Annotated in this window: 13 protein-coding genes; 4 read left to right on the top strand and 9 right to left on the bottom strand. The window is 73.6% G+C overall.

The window, feature by feature from the left end; translation table 11 throughout:
- Positions 1–4 precede the first annotated feature (4 nt).
- The 6 genes from ACFYUZ_RS00120 to iolC all read right to left on the bottom strand — a co-directional run bounded on the left by ACFYUZ_RS00120 (position 5) and on the right by iolC (position 8,888).
- Positions 5–871: an ABC transporter permease gene (locus ACFYUZ_RS00120; RefSeq protein ID WP_389304884.1), complete on the bottom strand. Its 867-nt coding sequence runs from the start codon at positions 869–871 to the stop codon at positions 5–7.
- Positions 868–3,555, bottom strand: coding sequence for a CocE/NonD family hydrolase (locus tag ACFYUZ_RS00115; RefSeq protein WP_389304882.1), 2,688 nt, complete (start codon positions 3,553–3,555; stop codon positions 868–870). The genes ACFYUZ_RS00120 and ACFYUZ_RS00115 overlap by 4 nt, the downstream gene beginning before the upstream one ends.
- 177 nt (positions 3,556–3,732) lie before the next feature.
- Complete coding sequence (gene mmsA / locus ACFYUZ_RS00110) at positions 3,733–5,235, bottom strand: CoA-acylating methylmalonate-semialdehyde dehydrogenase (RefSeq protein WP_389304880.1); 1,503 nt, start codon at positions 5,233–5,235, stop codon at positions 3,733–3,735.
- 14 nt (positions 5,236–5,249) lie between these two features.
- On the bottom strand, positions 5,250–7,112 hold the full coding sequence (gene iolD / locus ACFYUZ_RS00105) for a 3D-(3,5/4)-trihydroxycyclohexane-1,2-dione acylhydrolase (decyclizing) (RefSeq protein WP_389304878.1): 1,863 nt from the start codon (positions 7,110–7,112) through the stop codon (positions 5,250–5,252).
- Complete coding sequence (gene iolB / locus ACFYUZ_RS00100; RefSeq protein WP_389304876.1) at positions 7,109–7,930, bottom strand: 5-deoxy-glucuronate isomerase; 822 nt, start codon at positions 7,928–7,930, stop codon at positions 7,109–7,111. Before iolB ends, iolD begins: the two co-directional genes overlap by 4 nt.
- Positions 7,931–7,940: 10 nt before the next feature.
- Positions 7,941–8,888, bottom strand: a complete 948-nt coding sequence (gene iolC / locus ACFYUZ_RS00095; protein ID WP_389306226.1) for a 5-dehydro-2-deoxygluconokinase — start codon at positions 8,886–8,888, stop codon at positions 7,941–7,943.
- Between the two features lie 175 nt (positions 8,889–9,063).
- Between iolC and ACFYUZ_RS00090 the strand changes: the two genes are divergently transcribed.
- Together ACFYUZ_RS00090 and ACFYUZ_RS00085 are read left to right on the top strand one after the other, a co-directional pair.
- Positions 9,064–9,984, top strand: a complete 921-nt coding sequence (locus ACFYUZ_RS00090; protein ID WP_389304875.1) for a sugar phosphate isomerase/epimerase family protein — start codon at positions 9,064–9,066, stop codon at positions 9,982–9,984.
- A 281-nt stretch (positions 9,985–10,265) separates the two neighbouring features.
- Positions 10,266–10,463 carry a helix-turn-helix transcriptional regulator gene (locus tag ACFYUZ_RS00085; protein WP_389304874.1) on the top strand — a complete coding sequence of 66 codons (198 nt, stop codon included), beginning with the start codon at positions 10,266–10,268 and terminating at the stop codon, positions 10,461–10,463.
- 134 nt (positions 10,464–10,597) lie between these two features.
- Here ACFYUZ_RS00085 and ACFYUZ_RS00080 read toward each other — a convergent pair whose 3' ends face one another.
- Both ACFYUZ_RS00080 and ACFYUZ_RS00075 read right to left on the bottom strand, forming a co-directional pair.
- A complete protein-coding gene (locus ACFYUZ_RS00080; protein ID WP_389304872.1) occupies positions 10,598–11,923 on the bottom strand; it encodes a hypothetical protein in 1,326 nt (441 codons plus the stop codon).
- A 22-nt stretch (positions 11,924–11,945) separates the two neighbouring features.
- Complete coding sequence (locus ACFYUZ_RS00075; RefSeq protein ID WP_389304870.1) at positions 11,946–14,207, bottom strand: MMPL family transporter; 2,262 nt, start codon at positions 14,205–14,207, stop codon at positions 11,946–11,948.
- A gap of 164 nt (positions 14,208–14,371) precedes the next feature.
- Here ACFYUZ_RS00075 and ACFYUZ_RS00070 point away from each other — a divergent pair, with 164 nt between their 5' ends.
- Complete coding sequence (locus ACFYUZ_RS00070) at positions 14,372–15,025, top strand: TetR/AcrR family transcriptional regulator (protein WP_389304869.1); 654 nt, start codon at positions 14,372–14,374, stop codon at positions 15,023–15,025.
- Here ACFYUZ_RS00070 and ACFYUZ_RS00065 read toward each other — a convergent pair.
- Positions 15,003–16,235, bottom strand: coding sequence for a cation:proton antiporter (locus ACFYUZ_RS00065; RefSeq protein ID WP_389304867.1), 1,233 nt, complete (start codon positions 16,233–16,235; stop codon positions 15,003–15,005). The genes ACFYUZ_RS00070 and ACFYUZ_RS00065 overlap by 23 nt on opposite strands.
- A 134-nt stretch (positions 16,236–16,369) precedes the next feature.
- Between ACFYUZ_RS00065 and ACFYUZ_RS00060 the strand changes: the two genes are divergently transcribed.
- Positions 16,370–16,594: a heavy-metal-associated domain-containing protein gene (locus tag ACFYUZ_RS00060; RefSeq protein WP_086828979.1), complete on the top strand. Its 225-nt coding sequence runs from the start codon at positions 16,370–16,372 to the stop codon at positions 16,592–16,594.
- The last annotated feature ends 50 nt before the right edge of the window (positions 16,595–16,644 follow it).

Here is a 16,644-nt window from a genome sequence, read left to right as displayed (position 1 = left end):
GGGGCTACGACACGATGTCCTTGCGGGCGAAGCCGCGGAAGGCGAGCGCGAACAGCACCAGGGCGTACGTCACGGAGATCGCCGTGCCCTTCACCATGCCGCCCCACTCCCACTGGGGCTGGAGCGCGTCGATCCAGGCGAACTGCCAGTGCGCGGGCAGGAAGTCCCGCCAGTCGCCGAGCGCCGTGACGGCGTCCAGGACGTTGCCGACGATGGTCAGGCCGACGGCGCCGCCCACCGCGCCGAGCGGGGCGTCGGTGCGGGTGGACAGCCAGAAGGCGAGTCCCGCGGTGACCAGTTGGGAGGCGAAGACGAAGACGACGGCGATCCCGATCCGCAGCAGGGCGTCCCCGGCGGGGACCGCGCCTCCGGTGGGCAGCCGGAGCGGGCCCCAGCCGTAGGCGACCGTGCCCGCGACCAGGGCCACGAGCGGGAGGAGGACCATCGCGGCCGCGCTGTAGCCGAGGGCGACCGCCAGCTTGGAGGCGAGGAGCCGGGAGCGCGGGACGGGCGCGGCGAGCAGGTACCGCAGGGAGGACCAGCTCGCCTCGGAGGCGACCGTGTCCCCGCAGAACAGCGCCACCGGAATGACGAGGAGGAAACCGGCCGAGACGAAGAGGCAGGTCGCGGCGAAGTTGGCGCCGGAGGCCGTCGCCGTGTCCATCAGGGTGATGCGGCCGTCGCGGCCGCCGCCCTCGGAGCCGCCGATCGCGAAGGCCGCGATCAGCACGAACGGCAGGGCGACGAGGATGCCGCCCATGACGAGGGTGCGGCGGCGCTTCCACTGGCGGAGGGCCTCGACGCGCAGGGGCAGGGTGCGCCCGGGCCGGTAGCCGGGGGCACTCGTCGACGTGGTGGCCGTGGCGGTCACGCGGCTCCTCCGATCAGGGTCAGGAACGCGTCTTCCAGACGCCGGTGGGGGCCGACGCCGGTCAGCGGCACGTCCAGGCGGACGAGTTCGCCGATGAGGGCGGTCGGGTCGGTGCCGTCGAGGCGGACCAGGAGCCCCCCGTCGGCGCGGGTGGCCGCGCCGATGCCGGTCAGGGCGTCGATCTTCGCGACGAGGGCGTCGTCGATCTCCTCGGCCAGGCTCACGAGGAGGGTGTCGCCGGAGCCGGTGATCTCGGCGACCGGTCCGGCCTGCACCAGCTGCCCCCGGTCCATGACGACCAGATGGGTGCAGGACTGCTCGACCTCGGCGAGGAGGTGGCTGGAGACGATGACGGTCCGGCCCCCGGCCGCGTACCGGATCATCACCTCGCGCATCTCGCGGATCTGCGGCGGGTCGAGCCCGTTGGTCGGCTCGTCGAGGATCAGCAGGTCGGGCAGGCCGAGCATGGCCTGGGCGAGGGCGAGGCGCTGCCGCATGCCCTGCGAGTAGGTGCGGACGGCGCGTTCGAGGGCGCCGCCGAGGTTCGCGATCCGCAGGGCCTCGTCGACGTGGGCGTCCTCGGCGGGGCGGCCGGTGGCCTTCCAGTACAGGTCCAGGTTCTCCCGGCCCGACAGGTGCGGCAGGAAGCCGGCGCCCTCGACGAAGGCGCCGACCCGGGAGAGCACCGGGGCGCCCGGCCCGATGGCCTGGCCGAAGACCCGGATCTCGCCCTCGTCGGGGGTGATGAGGCCCATCAGCATGCGCAGGGTGGTCGTCTTGCCCGCCCCGTTCGGGCCGAGGAGGCCGAGGACCTGGCCCTGCTCGACGCGGAAGGAGAGGTCCCGGACGCTGTACCGGTCGCCGCCCCTGTACTTCTTCGACAGGCCGGTGATCTGGAGGGGCACGGCGGCGAGTTCGGGGTCGGGGGCGGGGACGGACGCCCTGCGGCGGGCGGTGAGCAGCAGGGCGGCGGCCCCGGCCAGGCCGAGGAGCGGCAGGCCCCACACCCACCAGGGCAGAGCGGCGGCCTGGGTGGAGAGGCCGGGCGCGGTGGGGACGGTGAGCGGGCCCTCGACGGCGACGGTGTAGCCGGCGGGGACGGCCGGGGAGGCGTAGCCGAGGTCGGTGGCGGCGACGACGAGCCGCAGCCGGTGCCCGGCCTCCACCTCGTGGTCGATCGCGGGCAGGGTCAGCGTGACGCCCTTCCCCGCCTTGGCGCCCTCGACGCGGACGGGGGTGACCAGCTGGGCGGGCAGCACCTGCTGCCGGCCGTCGGGCCCGACGTCGTACACCTTGGCGAAGAGGACGGCGGAGCCGTCGGCCGCGGTGGAGGTGACCTTGACGCGGACGGTCGGGGTGCCGGTGATCCGCAGGGACTCGGTCTGCGGCGCGGCGTCGAAGCGGGCGTGCTGGCCGGGGAAGTCAAGGGAGAGGCCGACGCCGAGGGAGGAGAGTCCGGAGAGTCCGCCGCCGAGGCCGGGGACGGCCGACACGGCGGGCGGTGCGGCGCCCGGCGGGTTGGCGAAGGTCTGCGGCGGCCCGCCGAGGGCGAGGTCCGTGGTGCCGGAGGTGAGCCCCGGGTAGCGGTCGGCGGTCGCGGCGCGGAGGGTGGCCTGCCCGTCCGTGGAGTCGACGCCGCCGGTGCGGCTGACGCGGAAGGCGGGGCCGGTGTCGACGCTGGTGTCGCGCTTCAGCCAGCGGTCGAACCAGGTGGTGATCCGGCGTTCGACGCGCTCGGTCTCGCGGTCGCCGCCGTCGTGGCCGCCGGCGATCCAGTCGACGGCGACGGGGGCGCCGTTGGCCGTGAGGGTGCGGGCCATGGCGTCGGACTGGGCGAGGGTGAAGAGCGAGTCGGACCGGCCCTGGACGAGGAGCGCGGGCACCTTGATCCGGGAGCCGACGGCCGAGGGGCTGCGGGCTTCGAGGAGGGCGCGGGCGGCGGGGTCGGGCTTCCCGGAGACGGCGACGCGCTGGTAGAGGGAGCAGAGTTCGGTGGTGAACCGGCCGCAGGAGGCGGCCTGCGCGGCCCCGGGCCGCCCCGCAGGCCGGGCCCCGGCGGTCCGGTCGGCCCGGCCGGCCGCGGGCGACTCGCCCGTGGAGAAGAAGATCCCGGCCCACAGCTTCTTGAAGACGCCGTTCGGGAAGAGGGCGTCGGCGAGGTTCCAGTAGGTGATCTGGGGGGCGATCGCGTCGACGCGCGGGTCGTGGCCGGCGGCGAGCAGGGAGATCGCGCCGCCGTAGGAGGCGCCGGTGACGCCGACGCGCGGGTCGCCGGGCTCGTCGAGGAGGACCTCGGGGCGGGCGGCGAGCCAGTCGATCAGCTTCCGGACGTCCTCGACCTCGTGGCGGGGGTCGTTGAGGCCGATCTCGCCGGTGGAGGCGCCGAAGCCGCGGGCGGACCAGGTGAGGACGGCGTAGCCGTCGCGGGCGAGGCCCTCGGCCTGGGCGCGGACGTCTTCCTTGGAGCCGCCGAAGCCGTGGCCGAGGAGGACGGCGGGGCGCCGGCCGCCGGAGCCGTCGGTGAAGTACGAGGTGTCGACGCGCACCCCGTCGATGTCGAGGGCCCGGTCCGCGCGCCGCACGGGCGGCGCCTCGTCCGTGGCGACGGCGGTCCAGGTGCCGGCGCCGGCGAGGACGGCGAGGACGGCGGTGACCGCGGCCCACCGGGGAAGTCGGAGTCGCATGGCGTCGAGCCTAGGGGCTGCCGCCGGGGGACGCGGCTGTCCGAGGAGGGAGATCGACGGCCTTCTCAGGTCGTACGCGGCACGGTCCGCGTACCGCGCCCGCTGTACGCGGACACGGGGAAGGCCCCCGGGGTGTGCTGTCCCGCACCCCGGGGGCCGTTCTCGGGACGGGGCCCGTCAGTGGTTGCGCGGGAAGCCCAGGTCGACGCCCGCCGGGGCCTCGGACGGGTCCGGCCAGCGGGTGGTGACGACCTTGCCGCGGGTGTAGAAGTGCACGCCGTCGTTGCCGTAGATGTGGTGGTCGCCGAAGAGCGAGTCCTTCCAGCCGCCGAAGGAGTGGTAGCCCACCGGCACCGGGATCGGCACGTTCACGCCGACCATGCCGGCCTGGACCTCCAGCTGGAAGCGGCGGGCGGCGCCGCCGTCGCGGGTGAAGATCGCGGTGCCGTTGCCGAACGGCGAGGCGTTGATGAGGGCGAGGCCCTCCTCGTACGTCTCGGTGCGCAGCACGCAGAGGACCGGGCCGAAGATCTCGTCCTGGTAGGCCTTGGCCGTGGTCGGCACGTGGTCCAGGAGGGAGAGGCCGATCCAGTGGCCGTTCTCGTGGCCGTCGACGGTGTAGCCGGTGCCGTCGAGGACGACCTCGCAGCCCTCGTCCGCCGCGCCCTTCACGTACGAGGCGACCTTGTCGCGGTGGACGGCCGTGATGAGCGGGCCCATCTCGGAGGTGGGGTCGTTGCCGGGGCCGATCTTGATCTTCTCGGCGCGCTCGCGGATCTTCTGGACGAGCTCGTCGCCGATGGAGCCGACGGCGACGACCGCGGAGATCGCCATGCAGCGCTCGCCGGCGGAGCCGTACGCCGCGGAGACGGCCGCGTCGGCGGCGGCGTCGAGGTCGGCGTCGGGGAGGACCAGCATGTGGTTCTTGGCGCCGCCGAGCGCCTGGACGCGCTTGCCGTTGGCGGAGGCGGTGGTGTGGATGTACCTGGCGATCGGGGTCGAGCCGACGAAGGAGATCGCGGAGACGTCCGGGTGCTCCAGGAGGCGGTCGACGGCCACCTTGTCGCCGTGGACGACGTTGAAGACGCCGTCCGGGAGGCCCGCCTCGGCGAGCAGCTCGGCGATCTTCAGGGAGGGCGACGGGTCCTTCTCGCTGGGCTTGAGGATGAAGGTGTTGCCGGTCGCGATGGCGATCGGGAACATCCACATCGGCACCATGGCCGGGAAGTTGAAGGGCGTGATGCCGGCGACGACGCCGACGGGCTGGCGGATGGACGCCACGTCCACGCGGTTCGACACCTGGGTGGAGAGCTCGCCCTTGAGCTGGGTGGTGATGCCGCAGGCCAGGTCGACGATCTCCAGGCCGCGGGCGACCTCGCCGAGCGCGTCCGAGTGGACCTTGCCGTGCTCGGCGACGATCAGCTCGGCGATCGCGTCGCGGTTGGCGTCGAGCAGCGCGCGGAACTTGAAGAGGATCGTGGTGCGCTGGGCGAGCGAGGAGGTGCCCCAGGTGGCGAAGGCGTCCTTCGCGGCGGCGACGGCCGCGTCGACCTCCTCCACCGAGGCGAGGGCGACCCGCATGGTGACGGCACCGGTGGCCGGGTCGGTGACCGGGCCCCAGTTGCCCGACGTGCCCTCGACGGTCTTGCCACCGATCCAGTGGTGGACGCTCTTCGTCATGACGAGTTACTCCTTCAGAGATGGCGGCGTCGGGCGGTGACGTGCCGGTCGTACTCCTCGCGGGCCTTGACCGCCGACGGGCGGGTCGAGATCTCGGCCACGGGCACATCCCACCACGCCTGGGCCGGGGGCGGGCCCGACACACTGTCTGCCGTTTCGGTCTCGACGTAGACACATGTGGGATCCGTGGCCGCCCGGGCGTCCGCGAGGGCTTCCCGCAGGTCACGGATGGTGCGGGGGCGTAGTACGCGCATCCCGAGGGAGGCCGCGTTGGCCCCGAGGTCGATGGGGAGCGGGGGGCCGGTGAAACCTCCGTCGTCGGCCCGCAGGCGGTAGTCGGTGCCGTACCGCTCGGCGCCGACGGCCTCGGAGAGACCTCCGATGGAGGCGTACCCGTGGTTCTGGAGGATCACCAGTTTCAGCGGGAGCCGTTCCTGCACGGCGGTGACGATCTCGGTGGGATTCATCAGGTACGTGCCGTCTCCGACGAGCGCCCAGACGGGCCGGCCGGGGGCGGCGAGGAGGGTGCCGACGGCGGCGGGGATCTCGTAGCCCATGCAGGAGTAGCCGTACTCGACGTGGTACTGCTCCGGGGAGCGGGTCCGCCACAGCCTGTGGAGGTCGCCGGGGAGCGAGCCGGCGGCGTTGATCAGGATGTCGCTGGCGTCGACCAGAGTGTCGAGTACGCCGAGGACCTGGGTCTGGGTGGGCCGGGCGTCCTCGTCGGGGGCGGCGTACGCGGCGTCGACGCGGGCCTCCCAGCGGAGCTTCTCCTCGGCGTACTCGTGGACGTAGTGCGCGGTGACGTGGTGCTGCTCCAGGAGCGCGTGGAGCTGTTCCAGGCCCTCGCGGGCGTCGGCGACGAGCGGGAGCGCCGCCATCTTGTGGGAGTCGAAGGCAGTGATGTTGAGGTTGACGAACCGTACGCCGGGGTGGCCGAAGAGGGTGCCGGAGGCGGTGGTGAAGTCGGTCCAGCGGGTGCCGACGCCGAGGACCAGGTCGGCGGTGCGGGCCAGGTGGTCGGCGACGGCGGTGCCGGTGTGGCCGATGCCGCCGACGTCCTGGGGGTGGTCGTGCGGCAGCGATCCCTTGCCGGCCTGGGTGGAGGCGACCGGGATGCCGGTCCGGGCGGCGAGGTCGGAGAGGGCCTCCTCGGCCGCGCTGTGGCGGACGCCGCCGCCGGCGACGATGAGCGGACGGGTGGCGCGGGCGATCGCCGCGGCCGCCGCGTCCAGTTCGTCCTCGTCCGGGGAGGGGCGGCGGACCCGCCAGACCCGCTCGGCGAAGAACTTCTCCGGCCAGTCGTACGCCTCCGCCTGGACGTCCTGGGGCAGGGCGAGGGTCACGGCGCCGGTCTCGGCGGGGTCGGCGAGGACCCGGACGGCGGCGAGGGCGGCCGGGACCAGGGCCTCGGGGCGGGTGACCCGGTCGAAGTACCGGGAGACGGGGCGGAGGCAGTCGTTGACGGAGACGTCGCCCGCGTACGGGAGTTGGAGCTGCTGGAGGACGGGGTCGGCGGGGCGGCCGGCGAAGGTGTCGCCGGGCAGCAGCAGGACCGGGAGGTGGTTGATCGTGGCGAGGGCGGCGCCGGTGACGAGGTTGGTGGCGCCGGGGCCGATGGAGGTGGTGACGGCGTGCGCGGAGAGCCGGTTCGTCCGGCGGGCGTGGCCGACGGCGGCGTGGACCATGGCCTGTTCGTTGCGGCCCTGGTGGAAGGGCATGTGCTCCTCCTCGACCAGCGCCTGGCCGATCCCGGCGACGTTCCCGTGGCCGAAGATCCCCCAGGTGGCGGCGACGAGCCGCTGCCGGACGCCGTCGCGCTCGGTGTACTGGGCGGCGAGGAAGCGGACGAGGGCCTGCGCGACGGTGAGCCTCATGCGTATCCCTCCGTGTGGTCGGGGTGGAAGCAGATCTTCCACTCCCGTTCGGGGCCGGGGCCCGCCATGACGTTGAGGTAGTAGAGGTCGTGCCCCGGCTGGGCGATGGAGGGCCCGTGCCAGCCGTCGGGGACGAGGACCGCGTCGCCGCCCCGGACCTCGGCGAGGAGCTCGGCGCCGCCGGGCCGGGAGGGCGAGATCCGCTGGTAGGCGAGGCCGCCCGGGCCGGCGATCTCGTAGTAGTAGATCTCCTCCAGGACGGACTCGGCGCCCGGGCGGTGCTCGTCGTGCTTGTGCGGCGGGTAGGAGGACCAGTTCCCGCCGGGCGTGACGACCTCGACGGCGATGAGCCGGTCGCAGGCGAAGGCGTCCGCCGAGGCGAAGTTCCGCACGCGGCGGGCGCGGTTGCCGCTGCCCCGGGTCTCGACGGGAACCTCCGGCGCGGGGCCGTAGCGGGCGGGGAGTCGTCGCTCGCACTTCGCTCCTGCCAAAGCGAAGCGGCCTCCCGCGCCGGAGGCGATCTGGGCGTGGGCGTCGCGGGGCACGTAGGCGAAGTCGCTCACCCCGTCGAACACGCTCGCGCGGCCCAGGAGTTCGATGGTCTCGCCGTCGACGCGCACGCTACAGGCACCGGAGAGGGGAAGCACGGCCCATTCGGAATCCCCGCTCTCGAAGGAGTGGATCTCCCCCGGTCCGAGGACGAGGACCCGCAGTGCGGAGTACGCCCATCCGGCCCGTCCGGGGTCGATGTCGACGGCGTACGGCCCCCGGGCGGCGGCCCCGGCGGGGAGGTGGAGGGAAGCGGGAGCGGGGTTCATGCGCTGATCCCTACCCCTTCTCCGGGAGCGTTCCCGTGCCCGCCGCGAGGGCTTCGGCGATCTCCGTGGCGTCCGGCATGGCGGAGGAGCAGGCGAGGCGGCCCGCGACGATCGCGCCGGCGGCGTTCGCGTGGCGCAGGACCGTGCCGAGGTCCCGGCCGGCGAGCAGCCCGTGGACGAGCGCCCCGCCGAAGGCGTCGCCCGCGCCGAGCCCGTTGACGACCTCGACCGGCAGCGGCGGCACCTCGGCGCGGGTGCCGTCGGCGGCGAGCGCGAGGACGCCCGCGGGGCCCTGTTTGACGACGGCGAGCCGGACCGCGCCGGTCGCGAGGAGGGCGCGGGCGGCGGCCTCCGGCTCCCGTTCCCCGGTGGCGACCTCGCACTCGTCGAGGTTGCCGACGGCGACGGTCGCGTGCCGCAGCGCCTCGGTGTAGTACGGGCGGGCCGCCGCCGGGTCCGTCCAGAACATCGGCCGCCAGTCCAGGTCGAGGACCGTCGTCCCCCGGCCGGACCTGGCCCGCAGCGCCTCCAGGGTCGCGGTGCGGCTGGGTTCGGCGCACAGTCCGGTGCCGGTCGCCCAGAAGACGCGGGCGGCGCGGATCGCGTCGAGGTCCAGCTCGTGGGGCCGGATCTCCAGGTCGGGGGCGCGGGGGCGGCGGTAGAAGTACAGCGGGAAGTCGTCGGGCGGGAAGAGCGCGCAGAAGGTCACGGGGGTGGGGTGCTCGGGGACCTCGGTCACCCAGCGGTCGTCCACGTCGAAGCCCTTGAGCTCGCGGCGCAGGTAGGTGCCGAAGGGGTCGGCGCCGGTGCGGGAGACGAGCGCGGTGCGGCGGCCGAGGCGGGCGGCGGCGACGGCGACGTTGGCCGCGGAGCCGCCGAGGAACTTGCGGAAGGTCTCGACCCGGTCGAGTCCGACGCCGGTCTGGAGCGGGTAGAGGTCCACGCCGAGGCGTCCCATGGCGATCAGGTCGTACGGCTCCGTCTCCACGCGCCACCTCTCGGTCGGGCCGCCGTCGGCTCCGCATCCAGGTCTAACCGTCCACCGGGAGGCGTGTCAACGATATGTCCGGACATTCGGACGACCGGACCGGACCGCTTGACGGTGCTCTCGGGGCGCCGTCAAGGTGGCACTCATGACGAAGCCGTCGCCGCAGCCGTCGCCACCGTCCCGGATCCGTGTCGGATCGGCCCCCGACTCGTGGGGGGTGTGGTTCCCCGACGATCCCCGGCAGGTGCCGTGGCAGCGGTTCCTCGACGAGGTGTCGGGCGCCGGCTACACGTGGATCGAGCTGGGTCCGTACGGCTATCTGCCCACCGATCCGGCCGTCCTCGCGGAGGAGACCGCGCGGCGCGGGCTGCGGGTCTCGGCGGGGACCGTCTTCACCGGACTGCACCACGGCCCGGACGTCTGGGACCGGACCTGGGCACACGTCGCGGAGAACGCCGCCCTCGCGCAGGCGATGGGGGCGGGCCACCTGGTGGTCATCCCGTCGTTCTGGCGGGACGACAGGACCGGGGAGGTCCTGGAGGAGCCGACGCTCACCGCCGGGCAGTGGCGGGACCTGACCCGGCTGACGGAGCGTCTGGGGCGGGAGGTGCGCGAGCGGTACGGGCTGCGGATCGTGGTCCATCCGCACGCCGACACCCACATCGACGGCGAGGAGAGCGTGACGCGCTTCCTCGACGCCACCGACCCGGACGCGGTCGCGCTCTGCCTGGACACCGGGCACTACGCGTACGCCGGCGGGGACAGCGTCAGGCTGATCGAGACGTACGGGGAGCGGATCGGCTACCTCCACCTCAAGCAGGTCGACCCGGAGGTGCTGGCCGGGGTGGTGGCCGAGGGGGTGCCGTTCGGCCCGGCCGTGGCGCGGGGCGTGATGTGCGAGCCGCCGTCCGGGGTGCCCGCGCTCGAACCGGTGCTCGCCGCCGCGTCGGCGCTGGACGTTGACCTGTTCGCGATCGTCGAGCAGGACATGTACCCGTGCGACCCGGACGTGCCGTACCCGATCGCCCTGCGGACCCGGCGCTTCCTCCGCTCCTGCGGCGTATGACGGGGGCACGGCCCGGCGCATACCGCTCTGACCAGGGGTGACGCACGCGGACACACCGGTGGGCGTGTGTGCCGCTTCCGTCACACGGGTCCCTCCGCCGTCACGCATGTCCCGGTTACGCGGGCTTTGCGTCACAGGCGTTCGACAGCCGCTCCCCTCCTGTCGGGAGGGGCGTTGCACGGGGCACAGGCTGGTTGATCGCTTGATCGCAACCGCACGCCCGCAGCGCCCCCGAACGGCACCCCCGCCGCCGCTGCGCGGCGCGCAGGGAGGTACCGGGCATGACGGACAGAAGGCTCTGGTCGTACAAGGACATCGCCGCACACATCAAGGTGCAGCCCGACACGGTCCGCTCCTACCGGAAGCACGGGCTTCTTCCGGCACCGGACCACGTGGAGTCGGGCAAGCCCTACTGGTACGCGGCCACGATCCACGCCTGGGTCGCGAGCCGCCCCGGCAACCGGGCCCGCCGCGACTGACGCCGCCCCGCGCGTACGGCGCCGGACCCGGGGAGCTCCGGGTCCGGCGCCGTACGCGCGGGGGGGGGGCGGAGGGGGGCGGAAGCCCGGAGGGCCGTGGACCCCGGGCCCCTGCGCCCCGGCCGCCGCGACCGTCAGACGAGCGCGTCGTAGACGTTCCAGCCCCAGCCGATCCGCTGCCGGACCGGACCGGGCACGGCGCCCTCGGCCGCGACGGAGTACGTCGTGTCGTACGCCCAGACGTCACCGTTCCTGTCCCGCGCGACGACGTCGTCCTCCGTCCAGCGGCCCAGGTCGGGGGTGGACGTGATCGCGCTGTAGGTGTTCCAGCCGCCGCCGACCCGCACCCTCGGGCGGAAGGGCTTGACCGAGGCCTCCCAGTCGGCGCTGACGGTGTGCTTCCACAGCACACCGCTCGCGTCGCGGGTCAGCACCCCGTCCCCCGTGCCCGTCCAGGCCGTGTAGATGTTCCAGCCGGCGCCGACCCGCTCCCGGGGCCAGAAGGACGTGGACGGCTCACCGCTCCTGTGCCGGAAGTTCCACAGGACGCCGGCGGTGTCCCTGGCGAGCATGCCGTCCCCGTAGCCGGTGATCGCGGTGTAGATGTTCCAGCCGGCGCCGAGCCGGACGCGCGGCTTGAACGGCGCCGCGGGGTTCCCCGAGCCCTCGTGGAACCAGAGGACGCCGGCCCTGTCACGGCCGAGCACATCGCCCCTGCCGTCCGCGTAGGTCGGCGTGAGCCGGGTGACCAGCGAGTACGTGTTCCAGCCTCCCCCCACCCGCGTGCGGCCCGTCAGGGTCGGAACGTCCTTGCCCAGGGACTCGTACCGCCACAGGACGCCGTTCCTGTCCCGTGCGTGGAAGGCGCCCCGCATGCTCCGGTCCGGGGTGCCGCGGTCGATGACGAACCCGGCCGCGCCGCTCGCCACCGTGGCGGCGGAGGCGTCCACGACCTCGAAGCGGCCGTCGAGGGAGGGCGCCAGGTAGGGGGCGATCCAGTCCTCCACGGCGAACGTGACGTCGTACGTGAGCGTTCCGGCAGCGGCGACGGCCGGAAGGTCGAGCACGAGGGCCAGTTCGGTGACGTCGGGGTGGGTCGGCACCTCCCAGGAGACCGGCACCGCCGGGGCGCCGTTCGCGGAGACCGTGGAGTGCACGGAGCTGGCCACGTTCTCCGGGCCGCTGTCCATCGGAGGGTTCTCCAGGGGAAGGACGAGCCGGGCCCGCACCTGGCCGGTCACCTCGGCCGGCAGGCTCACGTCGAACCGGCTGCTCACGGGGGCGCCGCTCCCGACGCGGAAGGTGGGACGGCCGCCCGCCTGGACCACCGTCCCCGTCGAGGCCGCCTCCGCCGCCGCCCGGACGGGAGCGGCGGAGGCCGCCGCTCCCCCGAGCACCGTCGGCGCGAAGCCGACGGCCAGGGCCGTCGCCAGGATCAGAGTCTTGCGCGTGCGTGCCACGAAGTGCCCATCTGTTCGCGGGTCATGAGCGGAGGGGCGTCGCCTCCCGCCGCTTCTCGGACACTTCTTCGACACCCGGGGTCTGCTCAGGGTTGTACGAGTCCGTCTCGCTGATCCCGAAGCGGTCGTGGAAGCGGCGCAGCGGTGCCGGCGCCCACCAGGTGAGACGGCCGGTCAGCTTCATCACGGAGGGGACGAGGAGGCTGCGGACGACCATCGCGTCCATGAGGACGGCGAGCGCGACGCCGAGTCCGAGCATCTTGGTGTTGGTGACGCGGGAGGTGCCGATGGCGACCATGACGACGGCGAGGATCACGGCGGCGGCGGTGATGAGGCCGCCGGTGTGGCGCAGTCCGAAGCGGACGGAGTGCTCGTGGTCGCCGGTGGCGTCGTACTCCTCCTTGATGCGGGAGAGCAGGAACACCCCGTAGTCCATGGAGAGTCCGAAGGCCACGCAGAACATGAGGACGGGCAGGGTGGTCTCGATGTCGCCGGTGGAGGTGAAGCCGAGGAGGCCGGCGAGGTGCCCCTCCTGGAAGACCCAGACGACGGCGCCGAACATCGCCGTGAGGCTGAGGGCGTTGAGGAGGACGGCCTGGACCGGGATGACGAGGCTGCCGGTGAGCAGGAAGACGAGGAGCAGGGTGACGAGGACGATGATCCCGGCCGCCCAGGGCAGCCGCTCGGCTATCGCGTCCTTGGAGTCGACGAGGACGGCGGCCGGTCCGGTGACGGAGGTGGCGAACGGCGCCTCGGCCGTGCGCAGTTCCCCGACGACCCGCTGGGCGCCCGCGCCGACGGTCTCGCCGTCGGGCACCACGGTGAAGTAGGCGGCGCCGCCGCCGTCGGTGACGGGCCCCTCGGCCCGGGCGACGCCGTCGAGGGCGGAGATCCGCTCGCGGTAGTCGGCGTACTGCGCGGGGGTCGCGGCCCCTTCGGCGAGGACGGTGATGCCGCCGCCCGGGTTGCCGGGGAAGCCGTCCCGCAGCTCGTCCTGGACGACCCGGGAGGAGGCGGTGACGGGGAGCTGGCGGTCGTCGGCGGTGCCGAACTTCACGCCCAGGAAGGGCAGTCCGAGCAGGACGAGTCCGGCGGTGGTGACGACGGCGAAGACGGGCGCCCGGCGCATCACCAGGGCGGCGGCCCGCCCCCAGCCCGCGCCGTCGCCGGCCTCCTTCGGTGCCCGGCCGCGCCGGAGGAGGCGCCGCAGGTCGAGGGCGTTGACCCGGTCGCCGAGCAGCACGAGGGCGGCCGGGAGCAGGGTGAGCGCGGCGGTGGCGGCGAGCAGGACGACGGCGATCCCGGCGTACGCGAAGGAGCGCAGGAAGTACTGCGGGAAGACCAGCATCGCGGCCAGCGAGACGGCGACGGTCAGGGCGGAGAAGAGCACGGTCCGTCCGGCCGTGCGCAGGGTGGTGCGGACGGCGGTGTGGGTGTCGGCGCCCGCGGCGAGCTCCTCGCGGTAGCGGCGGACCACGAACAGGGCGTAGTCGATGGCGAGTCCGAGCCCGAGGGCGGTCGTCAGGTTCTGCGCGAAGACGGAGACGTCGGTGAACTCGGTGAGGCCGCGCAGGACGGCGTTGGTGCCGAGGATGGCGACGATGCCGACGCCGAGCGGCAGGAGGGCGGCGACGGCGCTGCCGAAGACCATGACGAGCAGGACGAGGGTGACGGGCAGGGCGATGAGCTCGGCCCGCAGCAGGTCCTCCTGGATGACGTTCTGCATCTCGTGGCGGACGGCGAGTCCGCCGCCGAGGGAGACCTCGACGGGGCCGTGGGTGCCCCGGTAGGTCGGGGCGATCCGGTCGAGGACGGCGGCGGCGTCCTTCTCCTCGCCGGGTATCCGGGCGGCGATCACGGCCTGGTGGCCGTCCTCGGAGCGGAGGGCGGGCGAGCCGGTGGACCAGTAGGAGCCGACGCCCTCGACGCCCGGTTCGGCGTCGAGCCGCTCGGCGAGCCTCCGGGCCTCGGCGACGACGGCGGGGGCGTCGACGGCGGCGGCTCCCCCCGCGGTCCGGGCCCCGGCCGCGTCGACGAGGAGGAGCACGTTCGGCTGGGAGCCGGGGAACTGCCGCTCCAGGGCCTCGGTGGCGTACGTGGACTCGGCGGCCGGGTCCTCCCAGCCGCCGCTGCCCATGCGGTCGGCGACGCCGCCGCCCGCCAGGACGGCGAGGGCGGTGAGCACGAGGGCCACCAGGAGGGTGAGGCGCGGCCGGGCGGTGACGAACCGCGTCCATCCGCCGCCGCGCCCGCCCCCGTGCGCTGATTTCTTGACTTCGGACATGACGCGGTGTCCCCTTCACCGTGGCCCCTGCACGCGCTTCCCGGCAGGTCGCAGGGGCCGCCCATTGCCATAGACTGGCAAACACGAGTGATCACTCGCGTTTCTCAAGAATGCGAGCGACCTCTCGTGTTTGTCAAACGTGCCGAGGAGAGCTGGGGACAGCCATGTCCGGAGACGTGTCCGAAGAACCGAAGCCGCGCCGCCGCCAGGCCCGCGGCGAACGCCGTATCGCGCAGCTCCTCCAGGCCGCCGCGAAGGTCTTCTGCGCGTCCGGGTACACGGCGACCAGCACCAACGCGATCGCCCGGGAGGCGAGCGTGTCGCCCGGCACGCTCTACCAGTACTTCCCGAACAAGGAGGCCATCGCGATAGAGCTCGGCGAGCGCCTCCTGAACGAGATGCGGGAGGCACACGGCCAGGCGTTCACCCCGGAGAACCTCGCGCTGCCGCTGCCCGAGATGCTGGACGTCGTCGTCGACCCGCTGATCGCCTTCAACTGCGAGAACCCGGTCTTCCTCGCCCTGATGCACGGCTCCGAGGTGCCCGGCCGGATCGCCGAGGAGCACGACGCCCTGCACGCCGGCCTGCTGGCCTCGGTGCAGGGGGTGATCGGGCACTACGCCCCGGCGCTCTCCGCCGCCGAGCGCGCCCGGATCGCCGGCATGACCTTCGCGATCTTCAAGGGCGGACTGGGGCTCGTCCTGGCCGCGCCCGAGGGCCCCGAGCGGGACGCGACGATCGCCGAGCTGAAGACCGTCCTCCTGCGCTACCTCTCCCCCCTGGTCGAGACCCCGGTCACCACGTCTCCGCCCCGCTGACCGACTCCGGGGGCCGCACCCCCTCGCCGGGAGCCGCCCCCGCCCCCTTCCGCGCCCGCGACTTCATCGCGAGCAGCGGGAAGACGAGGACGGAGAGCATGGCGGCCCCGACGAGCGCCGCCGCCTCGCCGGCCGCCATCTCCTTGTCCTCCACGCCGATGGTGGTGATGGCGACGACGAGCGGCAGCGCCGTGGAGCCGTACAGGACGAGGCCGCGCCGCTCCTCGCGGTCGAGGTCGCGCGGGGCGAGGAGCCGGATCGGCCCGCCGCGCACCACCAGGAAGAGCACCAGGAAGACCGGCAGCAGGAGCAGGGTCCGGCCCCCGCCCAGGAGCGAGTCGAGGTCGAACTCGATCCCGGTGACGACGAAGAAGACGGGGACGAGGAAGCCGAAGCCGACGCCCTCGACCTTCTCCAGGATCTGCGGCCCGGACTCGGGTGCCGCCCCGGTCAGCACGAGCCGGGTGATGAGTCCTGCCGCGAAGGCGCCGAGCAGCACGTCGAGCCCGAGGGCCGTCGAGGCCCCGAGCATCAGGGCGAGCAGCAGGAAGACGAAGCGGACCGCGAACTGGCCGCTGCTGTGCAGCGTCCTGGCGATGACCTTCGAGAACCACGGCGGGCGGGGCCGCAGCGCCCAGAGCACGGCCCCCGCCGTGAGCGCGGCGAAGACGGCGAGGACGGCGGTGGACTCGGCGGCGCCCCGCCCGCTGAGCAGCAGCGACATGGCGATGATCGGGCCGAACTCGCCGACCGCCCCGAAGGCCATGACGACCGAGCCGAACCGCCCGTGGAGGTCGCCGGTATCCCGCAGCACCGGCAGGACGGTGCCGAGCGCGGTGCTGGTCAGGGCGACGCCGATGAAGACGCCCTTGGTGTAGCCGCCGCCGAGCAGGACGCCCGTGGCGAGCCCGAGGCCGAGGGCGATCACCCAGGCCCACACGGAACGCCGGAGGGTGTCGCCGCGGACCTTGCCGAACTCGATCTCGTACCCGGCGAGGAAGATCAGCATGGCGAGGCCGAGCTGGGAGAGTCCGTCGATCAGCGCGTCGGGCCGGGCCCAGTCGAGGACGTCGGGGCCGATGAGGATGCCGAGCAGGATCTCGAAGATGACGAGGGGGACGGGGAGCCTGCGCCCCACCGCGTAGGCCAGCAGCGGCGCCAGGACGGCGATCGCCATGATCAGGATGAGCGTGCTCCCCGAATGCGACATGTCGGGTATTTACCATGGGCCCGGGCCAGGATCCGGCCGCCCTGCCCGCCTTCGGCACCCCGGAGTGGAATTTATACCCCCTAGGGGTATAGGCTCGTGACCGTAAGACACTGGATCCCCAGGAGGAGAGCGCCATGTCCGCAGAGACGAAGACCGAACTCACCACCGTCTACCAGGTCAAGGGCATGACCTGCGGCCACTGCGAGGGCGCGGTCTCCGGCGAGATCTCCGCGATCCCCGGCGTCTCCTCCGTCACCGCCGTCGCCAAGACCGGCGAGGTCACCGTCGTCTCCGAGGCCCCCCTCGACCGCGAGGCCGTCGCCGCCGCCGTGGACGAGGCCGGCTACGAGCTGGTCTGAGACCCCCCGCCGAACAGGCGCCGCAGGGCCGTACCGTTACCTGGTACGGC

Source organism: Streptomyces sp. NPDC004266, from assembly GCF_042874095.1.
Taxonomy (GTDB): domain Bacteria; phylum Actinomycetota; class Actinomycetes; order Streptomycetales; family Streptomycetaceae; genus Streptomyces.
Note: the sequence above shows the minus strand (reverse complement) of the source record. Positions and strands in the feature narration are given on the sequence as shown.

Excerpts from the sequence above, each read along its gene's own strand:
- ACFYUZ_RS00065 (WP_389304867.1), bottom strand. The coding sequence starts at position 16,235 with ATGTCGCATTCGGGGAGCACGCTCATCCTGATCATGGCGATCGCCGTC.
- ACFYUZ_RS00060 (WP_086828979.1), top strand. The coding sequence starts at position 16,370 with ATGTCCGCAGAGACGAAGACCGAACTCACCACCGTCTACCAGGTCAAG.
- iolC (WP_389306226.1), bottom strand. The coding sequence starts at position 8,888 with ATGGGACGCCTCGGCGTGGACCTCTACCCGCTCCAGACCGGCGTCGGA.
- ACFYUZ_RS00070 (WP_389304869.1), top strand. The coding sequence starts at position 14,372 with ATGTCCGGAGACGTGTCCGAAGAACCGAAGCCGCGCCGCCGCCAGGCC.
- ACFYUZ_RS00075 (WP_389304870.1), bottom strand. The coding sequence starts at position 14,207 with ATGTCCGAAGTCAAGAAATCAGCGCACGGGGGCGGGCGCGGCGGCGGA.
- ACFYUZ_RS00085 (WP_389304874.1), top strand. The coding sequence starts at position 10,266 with ATGACGGACAGAAGGCTCTGGTCGTACAAGGACATCGCCGCACACATC.
- iolD (WP_389304878.1), bottom strand. The coding sequence starts at position 7,112 with ATGAGGCTCACCGTCGCGCAGGCCCTCGTCCGCTTCCTCGCCGCCCAG.
- mmsA (WP_389304880.1), bottom strand. The coding sequence starts at position 5,235 with ATGACGAAGAGCGTCCACCACTGGATCGGTGGCAAGACCGTCGAGGGC.
- ACFYUZ_RS00115 (WP_389304882.1), bottom strand. The coding sequence starts at position 3,555 with ATGCGACTCCGACTTCCCCGGTGGGCCGCGGTCACCGCCGTCCTCGCC.
- ACFYUZ_RS00090 (WP_389304875.1), top strand. The coding sequence starts at position 9,064 with ATGACGAAGCCGTCGCCGCAGCCGTCGCCACCGTCCCGGATCCGTGTC.
- iolB (WP_389304876.1), bottom strand. The coding sequence starts at position 7,930 with ATGAACCCCGCTCCCGCTTCCCTCCACCTCCCCGCCGGGGCCGCCGCC.